This window comes from Sulfurospirillum sp. UCH001 (genome assembly GCF_001548035.1).
GTDB lineage: Bacteria > Campylobacterota > Campylobacteria > Campylobacterales > Sulfurospirillaceae > Sulfurospirillum.
The window spans coordinates 871,785-890,896 of record NZ_AP014723.1; the positions used below are offsets into that span (position 1 = coordinate 871,785).

Here is a 19,112-nt window from a genome sequence, read left to right on the forward strand (position 1 = left end):
TTGCACTTTTTGTTTCACTTTCTTGGAGCAGAAATGAAATATCTTGTTGAACATCGCGAAACATTCTATTATCGCCGTAAAATCCACTATCAGACGCTTTGTGTGTCCCTCAAAACAAAAAATAAAGTCGAAGCTAAATACGTCCTTGGTATAATCAATTCTAACATTGAAGTATTGAGGTATCATATGAATTTTGAAGAAGAATTAGATTACATCAAAGATATTATTCATAAATATGTTGATTTGGCGAAAGTTCAGTATAAAGAATTAGCGGATAAAAGAGAAGAAAAATACTCTTATTTCAAAAAAGATGGAAAAAAACTCAAGGGTAGCCATCCCAAAGCAATCAAAAAAGCCATCAAAAATCTTGAAGAAGACCTCCACTCCGATAGAAACAATCAATTAGCACAAGAAATTGCAGATGCTAGCAATATTAAAGAAGAGTTTCGAATAGCGCTTCAAACATTATCAAAAGAAAGCCAACAACGCCTAAGAGATGAAATTATCAAAGCAGAAATAGAGCTTTTATATTTTGATAAAATGAGAAATGAGTCTCGTTCAGATGATGATAAATTGCAACCAACCTACATCCAAGAAGCCATTTCTCCAAAGCAAACAACATACAATGATGCCATTGAAATGATTACAATGATTGATAAACAAAGTAAAGATAAGTATCGACTCAAAAATAAAAATGAAGTATATGTAGAATATATTGAGTTGATGAAAGACCAAAAACCAGCTGAGTTTGATAAAATCAATTTAGTGATTAAGACACTTTTACAAAGTGCTGATACTGAGTATTTGATTGACTATACAATGGCAGATTACGAGCGTTTTTTTTATGCGCTGATATATACACCTGCAGGTATTTCTCTTAAAAAGCGTCTTTTTAAAGCTTATGATGAAAATATTGTCTTAATAGCAGAAGACTTTAAAATGAGTCTTGAAAATAATGACGAAAATTTTGGTGAAGAATTCAATTATGAGCTTAAGTTGCAAAGTGCTGCTAATATCTCTGAAAAGTTAAGACATCTTGATGATTTTTTGAATGACTGTGTAACAAATGATGCGGTTGAAAAAAATGTAATGCTTAATAATCGAAAATTTAGTGACAAAATATACAAAAATATTTTAAAATCAGCGACAAAAAGGAAACCTTTTAACACAGATGAATTAAAATCAATGCTTGGTTTAATGGCAGCAGAAATAAATGGTTTGGGTTTTATGGCTGAGCCTTTTTATATCCCTTTGATTGCACTATACAGCGGTATGAGGGTTGAAGAGATATGTAAACTCAAAACAAAAGATATCGCTTTAGAAAATGATGTTTATTATTTTAATATCAATGGTGCAGTAAAAACAGAAAATAGTATTAGATGTGTACCTATTCACAGCGATTTGCTAAATTGCTTTGATTTTTTAAAATACCTCAAAACTAGAGAAAAGAATGAGTTCCTTTTTAATTTAAGTCCATTAGAGATAAAAGCAACAAAAAAGACTAAATATTCTCACTATTATTTAAGAGATTTTACTCGTATTAGAGATAATTGTGTGAGCGAAGAACGCATTGAAAATGACCTCATTAGTTTTCACAGCTTTCGGCATACATTTGCAACGCGATTGCATCAAAGTGGTGTTCCTTATACAATCATTTCAGCACTCTTAGGACATCGCCTTGATACAGTTATGCAAATGTTCGAAAATATCGTCCTAAATCATTCTCAAAGTGAAACTGAAAGGTATATTCACGAGGGTAAGCCCAATTTGAAGCAGTTGGAAGAAAATATTAATAAGCTGTATTTGGAAGATATTAAAGAAAATATAGATTTATTAGCTAAAGCTTTTAAAAATTGTTCAGATAAAGGTTTTTAAATATTAAGGGATTAGAAAGATTAGCCCCTAATATAGGGGCTAAAATAGATTTTATAGAGAGTTGAGGATATCTGGTTTAACTTGATTTTCAAGAATTCCTAATAAACTTTTGTGAATCAATTCTTTCAACCCATTTAATGGACTAGAAACTCCAACTAAAGTAATTAATACATCATTGGATTCTTTAATTGTATAAGTCTTTTTTAGAATTAATTTATCTTTTTTATAAACTTCAATTGAATAATTTAAGGTAATTGTTGAACCATCACTTGGTTTATTGAAAAGATACGAATAATTATCTATTTTAGATTTAATAATAATATCTGCTTTTTCACTAGGATTAATTAATTTGACATTTGAAAAATATTGAGAGAAAAATTCTTTTGAAATATTTGAATTAATATCTCCAGTTTCAAGGTTTAATGTGATTTTACCAAGAGCTACATTATCACTCTCTCGAGGAAGAATTTCATCATTTTTAATAATTCCAACAGAAACAGAATCAACTTTTTTGTAATTCTTTTCAATAGACTGAGAAACATAATCAGGATTATATTTACCAGCGACACCGCAACCCGTTAAAAATAAAAGAGGGATGATTAAAAGAAGAGATTTCATTGTACGCCTCCTAGATTTTTATTAAGCATTTCATAAATTGAGTTTTCTGCAATTTTGTGAATGTTTTGTTCGACATTAGAATAATCAGGATTCCAAGCAGCTCTAATAGTAAAATTGTAATTATCTCCTTTTTTCCCAAGCGTTTTATCCATTTTATTATTGACTGTGAATTCTTTTACTACTCCATTCGTAACTACTTTGACTCGAATTCCCATTTCAACAACGATGTCTGATAATTGATTGAGCCATTTTTCTTGTTCGTGGATATAAGTAAGGGTTACTTTTGGGTTTAAAATTTCACACGTAGCTGAATTATTAGCACCGCTTACAATGTTGTAATCCTCAGCTAAAAATGTTTTTAAAACATTTGCACAAGATGAAGCATCTATTGAAAAGGCTGGTTTATTGAAAGAAAAATCATTACGATTGGTTTCAACAACAAAGTCAAGTTTTTTACTTTGTGATGCAACAACGTTCATATCCTGCGTCTTTTTTTCAAGCTTTGCTTTGAATGGATTACCTAGAAGTTTTGAGTAACTTCCATCTACTACGATATCAGATGCAAAAAGACTAACTGCACCGATAACTAATACGCCCATCGTCCGTTTTAACTTCATAATGCCCCCTTATTAAAATCAAAAATTATAATAAAAATATTCTTTATTGTCACATTTTTTCAAAAAAATAACTTTTTTAGTTTCCAACTGATTTTTTTTGAAAAATCGTCTTACAACATACAAAGAGTTTTATGTTTACAAATTTTTTAAAAGTATTCCTTTGAGGGATAGAGCATCTCAAAAAAGGATATTAAAATGCTCTATTCATCAAAAAGGCTACAAGCAACAAAGCGTTACAAAGAGTTTTCTAGTTTAGCAGATAGATATTACAAAATAAGTCTTGAAAAAGAACACGCACAGCAGTCTTTTTTTAAAAACAACATCATTGCAAATTCAAGTGGTGAGTGTTTTCAAATGTATCACTCATTTGAAAAATACTATAAAGTTTACACCAAGTCTATCGAGCAAAAAGTTTATACAATCGAAGCTCTTGCTAAAGAAAAGAATCTTGTTCCTGTATTCATCACGCTTACTTTACCATCACATTATCACCCATTTCAAAGCATTGAATATAAGGGTAAAAGGTTATATACATCGCTAAATCCTGATTTTAGATTTGACTCCATTAACTCAGCGATTGACGAGGGCTATCACTTTTTAAATGAGGTGTATAGAATTTTCTATAAACGCATACAAGCTAAAGTACGAGAACTTTTTTTTATAAAAGTTTTTGAACTACATAAAACACTTATACCACATCTTCACGCACTTTTTTATATCTCTAAAGAAGAAATCAGGATTTTTTCTAAGCATTTTGCTAAGATTTGTGCAGAGTTTAACTTAATCGAAACTGAAATAAGTTTTGATAATGCTGATGAGGATTCATTTTCAAAAGTCAAAACTAACATCAATAGAGCGAGTCTCTATATGATGAAATATATCACAAAGAATCTAAATGATAACCGTGATATCTATGAAGCCCGTGTTCTTGATGGGCTAAAAAGAGAGTATAAAATGCGGATGATAACAATGTCAAATTTGCCATTGTCATTATCAGACTATAGAGTCATCTATCATAATTTAGATGAAGAAAATAAGGAAAAATTACTCTTAGAAGCTAAAGACTCAGGGGTTAATTTATTTACATATTTATTAAAAAATATGTATCAAGCAACTGTTATTAAGGATGTTGATAGCAATAGTAAACATTTAATACAGTTTGGAAAAATTGAAAAATCAAGAGTTCAGTTTTTTAAAGTAAAGACTCGTATGGAAAGAATTGGCGGTGGTTATTCTACAACAGTAGAAAGCCTTACCTTTTTTGTAGAACATATTCAAATCTACAAAAAAGAGAAATTTCAAATAATCAAAAGAGGACAAACAAATGAATACTAAACTTATATTAAATGGGCAAGTCTATGCGATTGCGAAAAAAAACTTCAAAGATGAAGAGACAACTTATGCACAATTTTTAAATAAAACAGAAAATGGCGGTGTTGAAGTACTCCAAGTTAAACTTACAGATAAATCTGACATTACAACGCTTAAAGAAGCTATGCCAGTGAAGATTCCTGTCAAGGTTTCTCAGTACAACGGAAAGCTATTTTTTACACAAGTTGATGCGGTAATCAAACAATGATTTATGGCATCATCAGTTTTCTAAAGAGCCTTCTTATTAGGGGCTCTTTGCTTGGAATTTGTTTTGCGCTGTATGCTTATTTTACAGATACATCAATAGATGATTATAAAGCAATTTTTATTGTTTTATTTAGCATTATTTTTATTGAACGAGCGGTGTATTATTTGACGTGGTGGAAATTTATTATTTTGCCGTACTCGCTCAATTTACATAGTAATTTCAAGGATGATACAAGTAAAAATAGTCTTTATGTTGATAAATTTGTAAAGTTTAAAAAATTAAAGCCAAAGTCACATTTAGAGCAAGTAATGGCTATTGGATTAAAGTCATTTTCCTTGGAGTATAGGAATTTTGTAGCAATTAATGTTGATGATTATAAGGAAAATGCAGAACGAATTTTGCATTTTCTTGGACTCATTGATAAACGCTATGAAGTAAAGGTATATCATAAGAAAAATAGAAATGTGGTGCTTGTGTTTTATAGTTTGCCATACGAATATAGTGTTGATTTGAGCTATTTCAAACCGAATAAATTATTTTTAGGTATCTATGAAAAAGGTCTATATTATCGCAAACTCAATACTCTTGACCATCTTCTTTGTGTGGGCGAAAGTGGCTCGGGAAAGAGTAATTTTATGCATCTTTTGAATATCAATTTTTTGTTCAATCTGCATAAAATCAAAAAAATGTATATGATAGATTTAAAAGGAGGTGTTGAGCTTAAACGGTATGAGAAGCTTGATAATGTTGAATTTGTTTCTAATATTGAAAGATTAAATGTACTTCTTGATGATGTTTTAGAAGATTTGAAAGAATCACAAAATGAGCTTTTACTAAGCAATAAGCGAAAAAGTGATGATTTAACGCTTATTGTTTTTGATGAAGTTGGGGCAGTAAGCACATATCCTGACAAGAAGATACGAGAAGCTATTTTTGATAAGTTAGCTCTAATATCAATGCAGGGGCGTGCTAGTGGAATTTTACTTTTTCTATTTGCACAAAAAATTGATAATACAATCCTTCCGAGTTCAATAGTTAATAATTTACAAACAAGAGTTTTACTCAAAACATCAAATGATAACAATATCAATATTATAGATTTAAAAGATAATATAAGAGAAAAGATTACTTGGGTTGAAGTGCAAGATTTTAACAAAGGACGAGCTATCTACAAAGACGGTCTTACATCTGATAAATCATTAATTCAATTTCCTATTATTGGAGATAAACTCCTTAATTATATTATCTCTAACAATATGATTGATGTTACACACGAATTGCTAAACCAAAAACCCCTGTAGGGGTTTGAGGTTTGGCACTTGACTTTCTTTATACAAAGTGTCAAGAAAAGAAATTTATTGACCTAATTGCTTTTTCACAATAGCATAGTTTTTACAACCCTGTTCATCTTTCATATCACACGCCTTTCCAAACAACTCTAAACCTTTTTTTGAGTTTTGTTTAACCCCTTGACCATTGTAATACATAACTCCAAGATTCGTGCATCCTTGAGTATCGCCACCATTGCACGCTTTTTCATACAACGAAACAGCTTTAACATCATCTTTCTTTACACCTTTACCTTGTGCATACATCAATCCAAGATTCGAGCATCCTCTTGCTTCGCCACCATCACACGCTTTTTCATAGAGTTGAACAGCTTTAAAATAATCTTGTTTGACCCCTTGACCAGTTGCATACATAAATCCAAGATTCGAGCATCCTCCTGCATTGCCACCATTACACCCTTTTTCAAACAATGAAACAGCTTTAAAAGTATCTTGTTTAACCTCTTGACCATTGACATACATCAATCCAAGACTCGTGCATCCTGTTGCATCGCCACGATCACACGCTTTTTCATATAATGAAACAGCTTTGAACAAATCTTGCTTAACTCCTAGACTTTTTTCATAATGCAAACCAAGATTCGAGCATCCTGTTGCATCGCCACCATCACACGCTTTTTCATACAGAGAAACAGCTTTAAAAAAATCTTGTTTGACCCCTTTACCATTGGCATACATAAATCCAAGATTCGTGCATCCTACTGAAACTTTATCATTACAGATTTTTTCATAGAGTTGTACTGCTTTTAAATTATCTTTTTTGACGCCTTCTCCATTATCATACATCTCTCCAAGATGTAAACATCCATATTGTTCATTGCCATCACAACCTTTTTGGAATAACTCAACAGCTTTAGTGAGGTTTTGTTTAACGCTCTTTCCCATACGATACATTTGCCCAAGGTTAGTACAACCAACTTTGCTGTCTCCATTGCAACCCTTTTCATAAAGTTGAAATGCCTTTGAATCATTCTGTTCAACACCTTGTCCAGTCGAATAGAGATTTCCAAGCAAAGAACATCCTTCCATATAATTTTCATTACACGATTTTTCAAAAGCAGTCTTTGCAGCTGTAAAATCATTGATCATATAAGCTATTAATCCTTTACCAAAATCATCATTTGCAGATATTACTTCCGATAAAAATAAACACCCTAAAACTATAAAACGTTTCACAATATCTCCTTTTGTAAGTTTTATTTTTCTAAAATTTGTTTTAAAAGATTATAAGCTTGACAAGATTCTGCATTCCCGCTAGAGCAAGCTTGTCCAAATAGTTTTTTTGCAATAAGAGGATTTTGTTCAACTCCTTCACCTTTAGAGTACATTAATCCAAGGTTATAACATCCTGAAGCATTACCACCAGTACAAGCTTTTGTATAAAATAAAATAGCTTTTTCAATATCTTTTTTTAAGCCAATACCATTTCTGAACATTAATCCAAGGTTATAGCATCCTGAAGTATTGCCACCATTACAAGCTTTTTCATATGAAGAAGCTGCTTTAGAATAGTCTTGCTTGATTTTTACACCTTTTGTGTATATTGAACCGAGATTTACACAGCCATTTGAATCTCCACTATCACAAGCTTTTGTATAAAAGGTTATTGCCTTGGCATAGTTTTGTGGTACATTTGTACCTTCTTCGTATATGAAACCAAGGTTATAACATCCTATAGCCATTCCATTATCACAAGCTTTTGTGTACAACAGTATTGTTTTATTTAAATCTTGCTTAACCCCTATTGCATTTTCATACATTTGCCCAAGATTATAGCACCCAAAAACATTTCCACCATCACAAGCTTTTTCATAGAGCAATATTGCTTTATTATATTCTTGTTTTGTACCTTCTCCTTTTTCATACATCACTCCGAGATTAGTACATATTTCGAAAACTCCAAGATCGCAAGCTTTTGTATACAAAAATATTGATTTACTTAAATCTTTTTTAACTCCTTTGGCATTTTCATACATCATTCCAAGATTAGCACACCCTTGTCCAAAAGCAGCGTCACAAGCTTTAGAATAAAGAGATATTGCTATGTTATAGTCTTCCTTTACACCTAACCCATCTTCGTATATTGCACCAAGATAATTGCACCCTAAAAAATCACTATTATTACACGCTTTTTCAAATAATTCTTTAGCTTTAGGATAATTCTTATTTTGAATAGCTTCTAAACCATCATCAACATAGTCTGCAAACAACCCACTTGATAAAAACAATAACATTAGAATCATAAAGCGTTTCACGAGGAATCCTTTGTAATTAACATCTTTAGAATGAACTATATTAATAAAAAATCTCTTTAATGTTTTTTAATCTTAAGTTACTTGATATAATTTAACAATAGTTAATTTTTGGAGTTTTAATGCATTATCTAAACAAAGCAATGATTAATTTATGCGCCATAACGGTACTTATAGGCTGTAGTTCAAAAGATATGAAACAACTAGGAGGCAATATGATGACAACTGCAGGAGGGAGTCCTATTGGCACATTGGTTGGCGTAGGCTTAGGAGGTGTAATTTATGGGCTAGGAGCCTCAATGGAAGATACTGCAATTGAGCAAAAATTAAAAGAAGCAGAAAAACCATTATTTGAAGAAGAATCTCGTGATGAAAATATGACGATAAAATTTGAGCCATTATCCATCACAACAAAAGAGGTTAAGAGTCAAGTTATTGAAAATAATGTTACTATGGAAATAGATTCTAATAACTCTTTATAAGGTAAACTTGTAGCCTGTTTTTAAGCTAGAATAGTTGATAATGCAGGAATTAAATACTAAAAACACAAAGTGTTGCACAATTTGTTTTACAAAAAAAGTCAGATTGCGTAGTTATCGGATTTAGCTTCAAGAAATGGGGTCTCCCTCTCTTGACACCACTCCTAATTCCTAAAATACGGTGTTTTAATCAAACAACTAACTAATAAAAATCTTTAAGTTTTTTTCAGGTGAGACTTTTGCTTTTACTATCAATTTACTAAATCTTTACTACATCACAAGCGAATAAGCTAAAAAAATATTAATTAAATAAAAATATAAAGCTTCTGTTTGGCTAGCAAAAAATGTCTAAAATTAGATTTATTTATCCAATTTTACGTTAGAATGACTTCTTTTACGGTATAAGGCTACTTCTATATTCCATCTTTAAAATAAATACAAAAGGATGACTTATAAAACATTGTTATCTACTGGTATGGTTACTTTTATCTACGTGTTTATATGCAGGTGAGGTTTCAGATAATGTTAGTGATGGATTACAAGCTATTCAGCAAAATGATTTTATCATAGCAAAAGAGCTTTTTGAAAAAGCGTGTGATGAAGGCGATGCAGCAGGATGCTATAATCTTGTAACTATGTATGAAAATGGTCAAGGTGTTAAACAAGATTTATTTAAAGCGGTTCAACTTTTTGAAAAAGCGTGTGATAATGGCTATATAACAGGATGCTCGATCTTGGAGTAATGAATGTAAAGAGTTTAGGTGTTAAGCAAAACTCTAAAAAAGCTTTAGAATTGTTTGGAAAAGCATGTGATATGAAAGATAAAAATGGTTGTGAATTTTATGCACAATGAAAAAAAGAATAAGGACATAAATATACTCAAAGCTTTTAAATAGAGCATTGCATTCCGAAGCGTTACCTTTAAAATCCACCTTAAAAAGGTTGAATATTCTCTCTTTTGAATTTAGATGTGTTTAAATTTGATGTTTTTTTAGATATAACCGGTGGTATTGTAAATACAAGAACATAAGTGGATTTGAATCTATACAAATCCACTTATGTCTTCCATACTATTTATTTAAAAAATCAAGAGCAAATTGTACGTGTAGTGCTGTACCATATTTCATATAGTCTTCATCAATCTTATATTTTTCATGGTGTGGAAAGTATATAGCTTCTTTTGCCTCATTTCTATATCCAACAAATGCATACACTCCTTTAGCCCGCTCAAAATAGTATGGCATATCCTCTGATCCCATATATTTAGGTAAAGTTTTATTTTTGCCTTCTCCAAAGACTTTTATTGAAGACTTGTCTGCTAGTGCTGCTAAGTCTTCATCATTCCAAAGACTAAGGGCACTTTCTTCTATTCTTACATCAACCTTAAGCTCATAAGCATCTGCAATTGCTTTTGCATGTCTTTTTATTGATTCATGAGCTATTTCCCTAACCTTTGGGTTAAAGTATCTCATGGAAATATCAATCTCTGTATATTTAGAAACTATATTTGCCTTTGTTCCTCCAACGAACTTTCCTACAGAAATCACTATCGGCTCTTGTGCATTAATATTTTTAGTAACTATTCCTTGAAGGTCTGTAACAAAAGTACATGCAGGATGAATAGTATCCTTTGCCAGATGTGGAACTGATCCATGTCCTGATACTCCTTCAAATTTAACATAAATGGTATCGCAACCTGCCATTCTATACCCTGGTTCAATATTTACATATCCTGTCTCTAATTCTGGCATTCCATGCATACCAAAACAAGCATCTACTCCATCCATTCCACCTGCTTCTATGATTTTTTTTGCACCTGAGAATGTTTCTTCTCCTTCTTGAAAGAAGAACCTAACCTCACCAGGTATCTCATCCTTCATTTCCGATAAAATTTTTGCTGCACCAAGAAGCATAGATGCGTGAGCATCGTGACCACAAGCATGCATTAATCCAGATGTTTTAGATTTAAATTCAACATCTGTTTCCTCTTTTATTGGAAGAGCATCTATGTCTCCTCTTAAAGCTATAGTTTTTCCATCTTTCCCACCTTTTAAAGTGGCAATCAAAGAGGTATTTCCTGCTTTCTTATAGGTTATTCCAAGTTTATCTAATTCTTTCATAATCTTTTTTTGAGTTTTAAATTCCTGACCACTAAGTTCAGGATTTTCATGTAAATCTCTTCTAAAATTAATAATATAGTTCTCAATTTCTTTAGCTTTATCTAGTATATTTAACATATAAATACTCCCTTTCTATATTTTAAAATATATAATAAAAATTTTTAACTTCAGTTAGAGAATGTTTTTAAATGTAATTATGTCTCTAATGAAATCGAAAACTTTTATAATATTACTATTTATTTTATCTGAAAAAATTAACTAGCTTTTTTTTGATTTTGAATGTCCTCATTTTTCTTAGGGAGGAACTGTTCAGAATTCTTTAGTAACACCAAGTAGTTCCTAAAATTGTGTCTACAAATAGGGGGCATCTCAGTCATTGAAAATTTTGGAGTTGAGTAGCTTTCTTATGAAAAAAGTGAAACATCTAAGAGTATGTTTTATGAGGTTAATTCTTTGAATAAATGGCGGAAGTGTTTTGCTCCTTCTTTGGAGCTTTCGATAGACTCTTTAATTCCCTCAAATGTGAAAGAGATTCGGCTTTGATCGATTGTCTCCATTTCTTTGATGCGATTAAGATTGATGAGATAGGAGCGATGAACTCGTAAAAAACCGTATGGTGCAAAGAGAGCTTCAAGATCTGAAATTTTTTTTGGATAATACGAAAATCCTTTATCTGAGCGGAAGATTACTTCAGTAAGATCAGCTTTGATGTAATAGATGTCTTCTGGTTTGAGGAGATAGTGATTGTTTCCCGCTTTGGAAATGAAGCGCAACTCTTCTTTGGACTCTGCCATTTTTGAGGTACCACGTGCAATAGAGCGTTTCAGCGATTCGAGTGAGTAGGGCTTGAGGAGATAATCTATTGCTCCCACATCGAATGCTTTTAGGGCATGATTCTCATGAGCGGTCTGATAGATAATGGCAAGATTTTCATCCGCATATCGCAGTGCATACCCTAGTTCAATTCCATCTATCTCCGCCATAGAGATATCTAAAAATACCAAATCAAATTGTGTTTTAGTAGTGATTTTTAATGCTTCAATACCACTAGTGGCTGTCGTGATTTCGGTATATCCGAGTGAGCCTAGAAGACGCTGCAGTCGAGATAAGGCAAGAGGTTCATCATCGACGAGTAGAATTTTCATAGTGTTCCTTTAAAGTGATAAGATAGGTGGGAGGATCATAGCTGGTGATGGTGATTTGACCCTCTACGAGATGCTGTAAACGCTCCTGTAAATTTGTTAGTCCAATCCCGAAAGTTGATTTTGTGATTGCTTTGCCGTTATTGGAAACTTTGAGTGAAACCGTCTCATTTTTGAAACACTGAATCGTAATTACAAAAGGAGTTTTGGTATCGATCATCCCATGTTTGATCGCATTTTCACATAACAGCTGAATCGAAAACTTTGGAACCAGTACATTTTGAACAGTAAAATCGGACTCTATGATGAGAGTAATGTTTCCATCAAAGCGGATATTTTCGAGCTCGACGTAATCACTTGCATTACACAGTTCTTCTTTGAGAGGAATCATCGGGGTTTCACTCATCGTATTACGTAAAAACATCGATATTTTCAGTACAGTATCCTCTGCTTTTTGCGGGTCTTGGTGGATTAACTCAGCCAAAGAGTTTAGGGCATTATAGAGAAAATGGGGGTTGAGCTGGGTTTCAAGCGAACGGACACGACTCTCTATAAAAAGCTGATCGATGTGCTCTTTTTCGTTACGGGTTTTGACAAAACGATAGATGAGCGCACCGATGAGATAGGTGAGAAATCCGATGATAGCAGAGCTGATAAAAGGGTGCTCTTGCACGAGAGCAGCCGTTGTTATGTCATTATAAATCAGTAGAACATAGGTACAGAGTGTACCTAAAAAACCCGATAAAAAAGAAAAAATTGCCGCTATCAAATTCCACCACAGTTTTGGGAGTTTTGGGAGAAGATAGCGGTTCATAGTGGTAATAAATAACATCGAAAATAAGGTGATAAAAAAGCCTAGAAATACCCCGAAAAGAACACCGTCACTTAAAGATAAACGCAGAATGTAATAGCTTAACATAGAGAGAAGGGTAGAAAAAGAGATACCGATTAGAAATACACTAAACCAATCGTCGCGAGTAATTCGAAGTTCGATATCACCCATGAATCAGCCTCGCGCAATTCATAACCCCCATCACGACACCAGGCCACCCTTGTGCTGCATAAGCAGTATCACCAACTTGGTATAATCCCTTAATAGGTGTATCATTCGAGGGAAGGCGAGGAAGGAGATTTTTGAACGTCAATGCATTGCCTCCTAGTTGGCTTCGATGGATATACTTTTTAAATGTTTTCGGAGTTGCCGAGAAGCATTTGAGTATCTCTGCTTCTGTTATGGAGAGTGTATCACAAATGTGCTTTTTAAGTAGCGATTCAAGATCACTCTTTTGCTTTTTGTATTGAGCAGGCTCGAGATTTATCCACCATCTCGCATCGGTATGAATCGAGGCGGTAACACTGTATGTTCCCTGCGGGGAAATTTGATTGTCCCTAGCATCGCTAATAGATACAAAAATCGATTTAGATAAAGTATGCGCAAGGGTATTTTTCGAGATGATTTGGGTGTGATGCTCAAAAGTACGATCGGTTTTGAGAGTCATATAAAGAACAAATGCACTTTGATGATTGTTTTTTTTCTCGTAGCGGTTATAGTAATCTACAATCTCTTTATCCATAAACCACTTGGAACTCTCAAAATGAGATGTCCCCATAATGAGATTGCGTGCTTTGATTATCCCTTGTGAAGTGTTTAGGTGATAAATTCCGCCAATACGCCCGATCGACTTGACTTCACAGCTTGTGCGTACATCGACCATTTTAGAGGTGATACGCTCACATACTGCTCCCATCCCGCCGATTGGATAATGGGTTTCGTTAAACGTGTACCCTAGGGCCAGTGCTGCTGTAAAAAAATTAATATGTTTACTTGTGGCTTGCGTGACAATCAAAATTTGCGCATCCAAAAAATCAATAAAGGATTCACTCAAATTACCGTAAAAGTTATGTATGAATCTGTGGGCGTTGGTATACAGATAAGGCCAGAACTTTTTCAGAAGAGGAAAATAACTAAATAAAGATCGGAGTTTATCAAACGTCGATTGATTGGAGTACCAAAACCCCTCCATTGTATAGAACGCATCACCAATTGCGTGAACTAGATTCCAAAATTCAGCATGTTTAGGATGGGGATAAAAGCGCTCCATCTCTTGGATAAACATAGCCAGATCGCAGTATCTGCCGCATGTTTTACCTTCTTGGATAATGGTAATTGGCTTTTGAGTGGGTATGACATCGAGTTCAACTCCGATTTGATTACACAAAGAACGTACAATTCCCCCATCGTGATACCCTGCGAGGGTAGTTGCTCCTGCATTGTAGAGATTTCTGTCGTGTTTAAATGTTGAAGCGCATCCTCCGAGTGTCGGCTCTTTTTCGAGCAGGAGCACATCATGTCCTTGAGAGTGGAGCAATGCTGCAATAGAACATCCTCCCATGCCACCCCCGATAACTGCAAATTCTCTCATGCGTTTTGCATCTGAGTGTAAAGATTTTTCAAACTTTGGATAAAGAGAGGATGATCGTTTGGAGCTTTTGCGACACGGTAGGTTTCAAATCCAAATTTTTGGGCTTTTTCACGGTATTCGATCTCCAACTCACACTCGGTTTCGGAGTTGTCGATGGTAAATGCGATAGGAAAAAGGATCACTTTTTTCTTTGTGAGCATTGAGAGTTTATCTTCAAGATACGGACGTATCCACTCTAAGGGGCCTAGACGCGATTGATAGGCGAGATGGGTTTTGTGAAAAAATACTCCTGCCTCATTGAGGGCACGGCGCGCAAAATAGACATTGTAGCGTATGTGACGCTGATATAAATCCCCTTTTTCGATGATTTTTTTAGGAAGTCCGTGAGCTGAAAAAATAAGTTCATACTCAGCTGGATCATCACCATTCAATGCCTCTTTGATTCGCTCAACAATCGAAGCAATATAATAAGGTTCATTGTAGTAACTATCTACTGTTTTGATCTTATGCGAAATCCCCAATTTTTTTGCTTCATCAAAAAGGGCATCGAACGATGAGAGCGTGGTAGTAGATGAAAAGTGAGGATAGAGGGGTATCGCATAGATTTCGTCATAGGATGCAATCGATTGTAAAACATCATTTGTGTATGGAGGCGTGTAGCGCATTACATAATGGACATCAGCATCAACGATCTGTGAGAGTGCATCCACTACCCGACGAGTGTGACCTACGATTGGCGATTTTCCGCCGATAAGAGAGTAATTATGCTCGGCCTCTTTGTGTCTACGTGACGTGATGAACCAAGCGATCATTTTACGTATTGGTTGGGGGGCACTAATAATGCGGGGATCGTTAAACATATTATTCAAAAAAACTTTTACTTCAGATATATTATTGGGACCTCCCATATTGAGTAAAAGAATTGCTTTACGTTTAGTCATTGAAGAGCTCCATTCTGAATGAAATAAAGTATTGTACAAACAATGATGACAGAACTGATGAGTGAAAAGAAAAAGAAAGGATAAGACGGGGACAATTCATTCATTGTATGTACTCCAAATAAAAAATGATGTTAATAATAGGAAAAAGTATATTTTTTTCGTAGAGGCTTTCTGTTAGTTGATAGTATTTTTTTTGAAATCAATTAACAAAAATGATCTACCAATGTTTCGGCTTTGAAGATTATAATTCTGTACATTTATCAGAGGAGTTTATTATGTTAAAAGAATTATTGTATACAGGAATAGGCGGTGCATTGTTGTTTAAAGAGAGAGTTGAAGAGGAGCTTAAAAAGCTCGAAGAAAAAGGAAAACTCAATGCCACTGATTCTAAAAGTTTTTTAGAAGGTCTTCAAACGCGTGGAGAAGATGAAGAAAAACGATTAAAAGAAGAGCTGAAAACTGCTATTAAAGAGGTGATTGAAGAACTTGGCCTTGCGACAAAGAAGGATATTGAAGCGTTAAAACAGTGAAACAAATCTATTCACCGCGCAGACTGTGGAAAGTTTTTAGACTACTATTGTCCTTTTATTTACTGATTAAAAAAAAGAGACATTTTATGGGGATTTCTCCCCTTGAACCCCTTGTTATGCGTGCTTATATTGTTGATTTGGGTGCCAGTTTTATTAAATTAGCACAAGTATTGGCAACGCGTAATGATTTTTTTGAAACACCTTATTTGGAAGTACTCAAAACCTTACATGATGATCTTCCAGCAATGTCTGATCAAATATTCCAACAAGTTTTTGATAGAGCGTTTCCAGTGAATCCCTTTGATCGGTTTAATCCCATTCCTATAGCCGCTGCTTCGATCGGACAGGTACATGAGGCATGGCTAACATGTGGTACCAAACTGGCAGTCAAGATTCGACGAGAAGGGATCGAAAAAAGGGTACGTGCTGATATATGGATTTTAAATTTTTTTAATACATTTTTCCGCCCTCTTTTTTCTCACACAACCCGGCACTCGATAGAGTCGGTGATTGCAGAGTTTTCAACGATGATTATTCAAGAATGCAGTTTAAACCAAGAGAGAATCAACCTCGATAAATTCTCTCAGATGTACGTTTCTTCTGGTGTCATCTTTCCAAAATCCTATCCTCAGTATAGCTGTGATGATGCACTGGTTATGAGTTTTGAGGAAGGATGGCGGTTCGATGATCGCATTAGTATAGCAAATGCAAAAATTGATATACATCCCCTTATTGATCAACTCGTCCGATTCTATACGGATCAAATGTTGATAAAAGGGTACTTTCATGCAGATCCGCATCCTGGAAATCTGCTGGTTAGCCCAGAGGGGAAACTAATACTACTTGATTTTGGAATGGTGAAGCGGGTTTCCAATCCGACTCGTATTGCTATTATTGAACTTATACGAGCCGCTAATGAACAAGATTATGAGGCATACGTCAGTGCATCGAAACGATTGGGTACTGTTGCATATGATGCTCCAGTTACTGAATTGGCTGAATTTACGGAGAGAATGTTTGTTATATTTTCTAATGATGCACTCGACAGCGGCAGTATGCAGAAACTAGCATTTGAGGTGATGGAACAGACTCGAAATCTCCCCTTTAAGCTTCCGCAGGAGGCTATTTATATTTTGAGGGTTAGTGCTATTATCGAAGGATTAGGAACGATGTATATTGAAAATTTTAACGGTATAAAAGACATCCTTCCAATCTTGCAACGTAATATCCCTAAAGCATTAGGGATGAAAGAATCATTCATTGAAACTATCATCGATGAAATTCGTCATATACCTGACGATGTTGCTGCATTACGAGAAACACTTCGTAAAACAAGTCGTGGAGAGCTTGAAGTAGTGATTTCATCATTGCAATACGATCATATTAAAAGTGATCTACAAAAAGCGCTTAATCCATTATATACCGCTATGGCACTAGGGCTTGGAGCGTTCGGAGTATGGATAGGAGGTTTTCACGAATTTTCTTATCTATTATTGGGTGGCGCGATAATTAGAATTTGGTTTAGAAGATAATTAAATCAATTATTACTCTCCTAATAAACAGAGTTGTTTTTTTAATTAGCATATCTCTTTTCACATTCAAGTGTGAAATATGCTAGCTAATTATCTATCGATTTTATTAGGGGAGTAATAGATGTCAGACGAAGTGCTAAACTCGTCAGTTGAAAATGTGATTTGAGAGTTGCAGTTTGTCTGTGAAGTTGTAATACTTCTTTGACAGGTGAGGGCATATAAACGGTATTGACAGTGCACGTCTTGGTCTCTTTTAACTTGCCTTGCTGTTGACTGTGTTTATTCTCGAAGTTAATATCAACCTATTGTAATGGCTACTCAGATATTTCATACTTGGTAGGAAATTTTCCTCTTGCACCAACGCCAAATTCAATGGGGTTAATAAGTCCGCGTCTTTCGAGTGCTTTAACTGTTTGGCTATCAATTTCCCATTCAAGTTTAACCGTTCCATCTGGAATACATTTCGTCTTAACATTGGGATAAGACCAACGCCCAATGCTACTAATTTTTTTTGTGACAGGATCATACCAAGGATATTTTTTATACTCTATGATTCGATACTCTTTTAACGTATTTAGTTTATCTTGCATTAATGCGGAAAGTGCATTGACCATCTTCGTATTTATCCTTTTGTATGAGTAATTATAGTCTTCTATTCATGAGTATTTTTTAGTTCTTAGGTTCAAATTATACATGGTGTGTGCTAGAAAGTATATTATGAAATACTTCTAAGAGTGATAACGATGCCAATGGGGAAGCATTTAATAAATGAAGAAAAGATTCTTTTGTTACAACACCTTCATTAAAAAGGGCATTGAGTTCTTCCTCATCACACTCGCGTACTATCTTAGCAAAAGCAATTCTCTCACGAGAAGTTAATTTAGCATAGCTTTTTTTAGAGAAAAGTTTGAAGATTTCAGTGTCACTAAATTGCTCTTCTGATTTGAGATGGCGATTCAGCATAACCATGATATTGTTTGGAGCTTTTTTGGCAATACACGATTCAGCATACTGAGCGTCAATATGTTTAAGAAGCAAATAGAGTTTATGTTTTTTATGTGATGGATGGCTCCACTCTTTAAAGGTACTTCTTGGGATATCTAAAAGATTCAGTGCTTGTGTCTCTTGCATGGCTCTCTCCTAGATGGAATTATAGCCGAATATCGTCTATAAAACAACATTTTAAGCTTTGGTCAATAAGTGTTCCATAGCCACTGTGAATATCAGAGTGAAATAGTTAATATCCCATGAGAAATGTTGGAAAAGTTCTCTTTTTAAGCGAGCTGACTTTGTTTGTATTGGATTTAGTGCTGAGATTCCATTGTCTTTAAAGAGCACAAAGTCGGTCATGTATTCTGCATGGTGAAAGATGTATTCAACTTTTCCATCGTCTCCAAAGATAGGCACATTCCAAGGACTCCCAAAGCCACTACTCCCATCTCGAAGGGGAACATCGTATCTTTGAATGCCTATAATGTCTGTTGTGCCATACTTCACAACACTGTCTAAAAAGATATGAAGATTACTCACACCTTTAAATAATTCAAACAGCATTTGATACAAAAAGATGATTTGGAACTAGGGAATTAAAGTGCGAGTTTTTAGCGATTTTTTTTCTTTATCATTGATCCAATAATTCTACATAGGAGAATCAA

At 34.2% G+C, this 19,112-nt stretch carries 21 protein-coding genes; 9 read left to right on the top strand and 12 right to left on the bottom strand.

The genetic code is table 11. From position 1 onward, the window contains the following. The first annotated feature begins 33 nt into the window (after nucleotides 1-33). Complete coding sequence (locus UCH001_RS04340) at nucleotides 34-1,875, top strand: site-specific integrase (protein ID WP_067174744.1); 1,842 nt, start codon at nucleotides 34-36, stop codon at nucleotides 1,873-1,875. Nucleotides 1,876-1,926: 51 nt separating this feature from the next. Here the strand turns inward: UCH001_RS04340 and UCH001_RS04345 are convergent, their stop codons facing one another. Further along, nucleotides 1,927-2,493, bottom strand: coding sequence for a hypothetical protein (locus UCH001_RS04345; protein WP_067174754.1), 567 nt, complete (start codon nucleotides 2,491-2,493; stop codon nucleotides 1,927-1,929). Further along, nucleotides 2,490-3,110, bottom strand: a complete 621-nt coding sequence (locus UCH001_RS04350; protein WP_067174757.1) for a hypothetical protein — start codon at nucleotides 3,108-3,110, stop codon at nucleotides 2,490-2,492. The genes UCH001_RS04345 and UCH001_RS04350 overlap by 4 nt, the downstream gene beginning before the upstream one ends. A 195-nt stretch (nucleotides 3,111-3,305) precedes the next feature. On the opposite strand from UCH001_RS04350, the gene UCH001_RS04355 reads away from it, so the two are divergent. Genes UCH001_RS04355 through UCH001_RS04365 form a run of 3 tightly spaced genes read left to right on the top strand, consistent with a single transcriptional unit; the run spans nucleotide 3,306 to nucleotide 5,990 of the window. Beyond that, nucleotides 3,306-4,445: a replication endonuclease gene (locus tag UCH001_RS04355; protein ID WP_067174760.1), complete on the top strand. Its 1,140-nt coding sequence runs from the start codon at nucleotides 3,306-3,308 to the stop codon at nucleotides 4,443-4,445. Then, on the top strand, nucleotides 4,435-4,689 hold the full coding sequence (locus UCH001_RS04360) for a hypothetical protein (protein WP_067174765.1): 255 nt from the start codon (nucleotides 4,435-4,437) through the stop codon (nucleotides 4,687-4,689). Before UCH001_RS04355 ends, UCH001_RS04360 begins: the two co-directional genes overlap by 11 nt. A gap of 47 nt (nucleotides 4,690-4,736) precedes the next feature. After that, nucleotides 4,737-5,990, top strand: coding sequence for an FtsK/SpoIIIE domain-containing protein (locus UCH001_RS04365; protein ID WP_158508931.1), 1,254 nt, complete (start codon nucleotides 4,737-4,739; stop codon nucleotides 5,988-5,990). 54 nt (nucleotides 5,991-6,044) lie between these two features. Here the strand turns inward: UCH001_RS04365 and UCH001_RS04370 are convergent, their stop codons facing one another. Both UCH001_RS04370 and UCH001_RS04375 read right to left on the bottom strand, forming a co-directional pair. After that, nucleotides 6,045-7,214: an SEL1-like repeat protein gene (locus tag UCH001_RS04370; protein WP_067174774.1), complete on the bottom strand. Its 1,170-nt coding sequence runs from the start codon at nucleotides 7,212-7,214 to the stop codon at nucleotides 6,045-6,047. A 20-nt stretch (nucleotides 7,215-7,234) separates the two neighbouring features. Then, nucleotides 7,235-8,293: an SEL1-like repeat protein gene (locus UCH001_RS04375; RefSeq protein ID WP_067174777.1), complete on the bottom strand. Its 1,059-nt coding sequence runs from the start codon at nucleotides 8,291-8,293 to the stop codon at nucleotides 7,235-7,237. 212 nt (nucleotides 8,294-8,505) lie between these two features. Between UCH001_RS04375 and UCH001_RS04380 the strand changes: the two genes are divergently transcribed. From UCH001_RS04380 to UCH001_RS13240, 3 genes are all read left to right on the top strand, one after another. Next, complete coding sequence (locus UCH001_RS04380; protein ID WP_145973107.1) at nucleotides 8,506-8,772, top strand: hypothetical protein; 267 nt, start codon at nucleotides 8,506-8,508, stop codon at nucleotides 8,770-8,772. Nucleotides 8,773-9,404: 632 nt separating this feature from the next. Next, nucleotides 9,405-9,512, top strand: a complete 108-nt coding sequence (locus UCH001_RS13545; protein ID WP_082705663.1) for an SEL1-like repeat protein — start codon at nucleotides 9,405-9,407, stop codon at nucleotides 9,510-9,512. Continuing rightward, nucleotides 9,494-9,622, top strand: coding sequence for an SEL1-like repeat protein (locus UCH001_RS13240; RefSeq protein ID WP_162492340.1), 129 nt, complete (start codon nucleotides 9,494-9,496; stop codon nucleotides 9,620-9,622). The genes UCH001_RS13545 and UCH001_RS13240 overlap by 19 nt, the downstream gene beginning before the upstream one ends. Before the next feature lie 217 nt (nucleotides 9,623-9,839). Here UCH001_RS13240 and UCH001_RS04385 read toward each other — a convergent pair whose 3' ends face one another. The 5 genes from UCH001_RS04385 to hemH all read right to left on the bottom strand — a co-directional run bounded on the left by UCH001_RS04385 (nucleotide 9,840) and on the right by hemH (nucleotide 15,395). Then, a complete protein-coding gene (locus UCH001_RS04385) occupies nucleotides 9,840-11,006 on the bottom strand; it encodes an amidohydrolase (protein WP_067174785.1) in 1,167 nt (388 codons plus the stop codon). A gap of 320 nt (nucleotides 11,007-11,326) precedes the next feature. Then, the gene (locus UCH001_RS04390) at nucleotides 11,327-12,034 is read right to left on the bottom strand and encodes a LytTR family DNA-binding domain-containing protein (protein WP_067174789.1); all 708 of its coding nucleotides are present in this window, start codon (nucleotides 12,032-12,034) and stop codon (nucleotides 11,327-11,329) included. Then, on the bottom strand, nucleotides 12,012-13,034 hold the full coding sequence (locus UCH001_RS04395) for a sensor histidine kinase (RefSeq protein WP_067174791.1): 1,023 nt from the start codon (nucleotides 13,032-13,034) through the stop codon (nucleotides 12,012-12,014). The genes UCH001_RS04390 and UCH001_RS04395 overlap by 23 nt, the downstream gene beginning before the upstream one ends. After that, a complete protein-coding gene (locus tag UCH001_RS04400) occupies nucleotides 13,027-14,454 on the bottom strand; it encodes an NAD(P)/FAD-dependent oxidoreductase (RefSeq protein ID WP_067174794.1) in 1,428 nt (475 codons plus the stop codon). The genes UCH001_RS04395 and UCH001_RS04400 overlap by 8 nt, the downstream gene beginning before the upstream one ends. Next, on the bottom strand, nucleotides 14,451-15,395 hold the full coding sequence (gene hemH, locus UCH001_RS04405; protein WP_067174796.1) for a ferrochelatase: 945 nt from the start codon (nucleotides 15,393-15,395) through the stop codon (nucleotides 14,451-14,453). The genes UCH001_RS04400 and hemH overlap by 4 nt, the downstream gene beginning before the upstream one ends. A 275-nt stretch (nucleotides 15,396-15,670) precedes the next feature. Between hemH and UCH001_RS04410 the strand changes: the two genes are divergently transcribed. Both UCH001_RS04410 and UCH001_RS04415 read left to right on the top strand, forming a co-directional pair. After that, complete coding sequence (locus UCH001_RS04410; RefSeq protein WP_067174798.1) at nucleotides 15,671-15,925, top strand: hypothetical protein; 255 nt, start codon at nucleotides 15,671-15,673, stop codon at nucleotides 15,923-15,925. Continuing rightward, nucleotides 15,922-17,457: an AarF/ABC1/UbiB kinase family protein gene (locus tag UCH001_RS04415; RefSeq protein ID WP_231963969.1), complete on the top strand. Its 1,536-nt coding sequence runs from the start codon at nucleotides 15,922-15,924 to the stop codon at nucleotides 17,455-17,457. The genes UCH001_RS04410 and UCH001_RS04415 overlap by 4 nt, the downstream gene beginning before the upstream one ends. Before the next feature lie 314 nt (nucleotides 17,458-17,771). Here UCH001_RS04415 and UCH001_RS04420 read toward each other — a convergent pair whose 3' ends face one another. The 3 genes from UCH001_RS04420 to UCH001_RS04430 form a co-directional block, all read right to left on the bottom strand. Further along, nucleotides 17,772-18,071, bottom strand: coding sequence for a hypothetical protein (locus tag UCH001_RS04420; RefSeq protein ID WP_067174802.1), 300 nt, complete (start codon nucleotides 18,069-18,071; stop codon nucleotides 17,772-17,774). Nucleotides 18,072-18,144: 73 nt separating this feature from the next. After that, on the bottom strand, nucleotides 18,145-18,588 hold the full coding sequence (locus UCH001_RS04425; RefSeq protein WP_067174804.1) for a hypothetical protein: 444 nt from the start codon (nucleotides 18,586-18,588) through the stop codon (nucleotides 18,145-18,147). A 51-nt stretch (nucleotides 18,589-18,639) separates the two neighbouring features. Further along, on the bottom strand, nucleotides 18,640-18,987 hold the full coding sequence (locus tag UCH001_RS04430; protein ID WP_145973108.1) for a hypothetical protein: 348 nt from the start codon (nucleotides 18,985-18,987) through the stop codon (nucleotides 18,640-18,642). Nucleotides 18,988-19,112: the final 125 nt, after the last annotated feature.

Excerpts from the sequence above, each read along its gene's own strand:
- UCH001_RS04360 (WP_067174765.1), top strand. The coding sequence starts at position 4,435 with ATGAATACTAAACTTATATTAAATGGGCAAGTCTATGCGATTGCGAAA.
- UCH001_RS04390 (WP_067174789.1), bottom strand. The coding sequence starts at position 12,034 with ATGAAAATTCTACTCGTCGATGATGAACCTCTTGCCTTATCTCGACTG.
- UCH001_RS13240 (WP_162492340.1), top strand. The coding sequence starts at position 9,494 with ATGCTCGATCTTGGAGTAATGAATGTAAAGAGTTTAGGTGTTAAGCAA.
- UCH001_RS04400 (WP_067174794.1), bottom strand. The coding sequence starts at position 14,454 with ATGAGAGAATTTGCAGTTATCGGGGGTGGCATGGGAGGATGTTCTATT.
- UCH001_RS04345 (WP_067174754.1), bottom strand. The coding sequence starts at position 2,493 with ATGAAATCTCTTCTTTTAATCATCCCTCTTTTATTTTTAACGGGTTGC.
- UCH001_RS04385 (WP_067174785.1), bottom strand. The coding sequence starts at position 11,006 with ATGTTAAATATACTAGATAAAGCTAAAGAAATTGAGAACTATATTATT.
- UCH001_RS04350 (WP_067174757.1), bottom strand. The coding sequence starts at position 3,110 with ATGAAGTTAAAACGGACGATGGGCGTATTAGTTATCGGTGCAGTTAGT.
- UCH001_RS04425 (WP_067174804.1), bottom strand. The coding sequence starts at position 18,588 with ATGCAAGAGACACAAGCACTGAATCTTTTAGATATCCCAAGAAGTACC.
- UCH001_RS04420 (WP_067174802.1), bottom strand. The coding sequence starts at position 18,071 with ATGGTCAATGCACTTTCCGCATTAATGCAAGATAAACTAAATACGTTA.
- UCH001_RS04395 (WP_067174791.1), bottom strand. The coding sequence starts at position 13,034 with ATGGGTGATATCGAACTTCGAATTACTCGCGACGATTGGTTTAGTGTA.
- UCH001_RS04340 (WP_067174744.1), top strand. The coding sequence starts at position 34 with ATGAAATATCTTGTTGAACATCGCGAAACATTCTATTATCGCCGTAAA.
- UCH001_RS04410 (WP_067174798.1), top strand. The coding sequence starts at position 15,671 with ATGTTAAAAGAATTATTGTATACAGGAATAGGCGGTGCATTGTTGTTT.
- UCH001_RS13545 (WP_082705663.1), top strand. The coding sequence starts at position 9,405 with ATGTATGAAAATGGTCAAGGTGTTAAACAAGATTTATTTAAAGCGGTT.
- UCH001_RS04355 (WP_067174760.1), top strand. The coding sequence starts at position 3,306 with ATGCTCTATTCATCAAAAAGGCTACAAGCAACAAAGCGTTACAAAGAG.
- UCH001_RS04380 (WP_145973107.1), top strand. The coding sequence starts at position 8,506 with ATGATGACAACTGCAGGAGGGAGTCCTATTGGCACATTGGTTGGCGTA.
- hemH (WP_067174796.1), bottom strand. The coding sequence starts at position 15,395 with ATGACTAAACGTAAAGCAATTCTTTTACTCAATATGGGAGGTCCCAAT.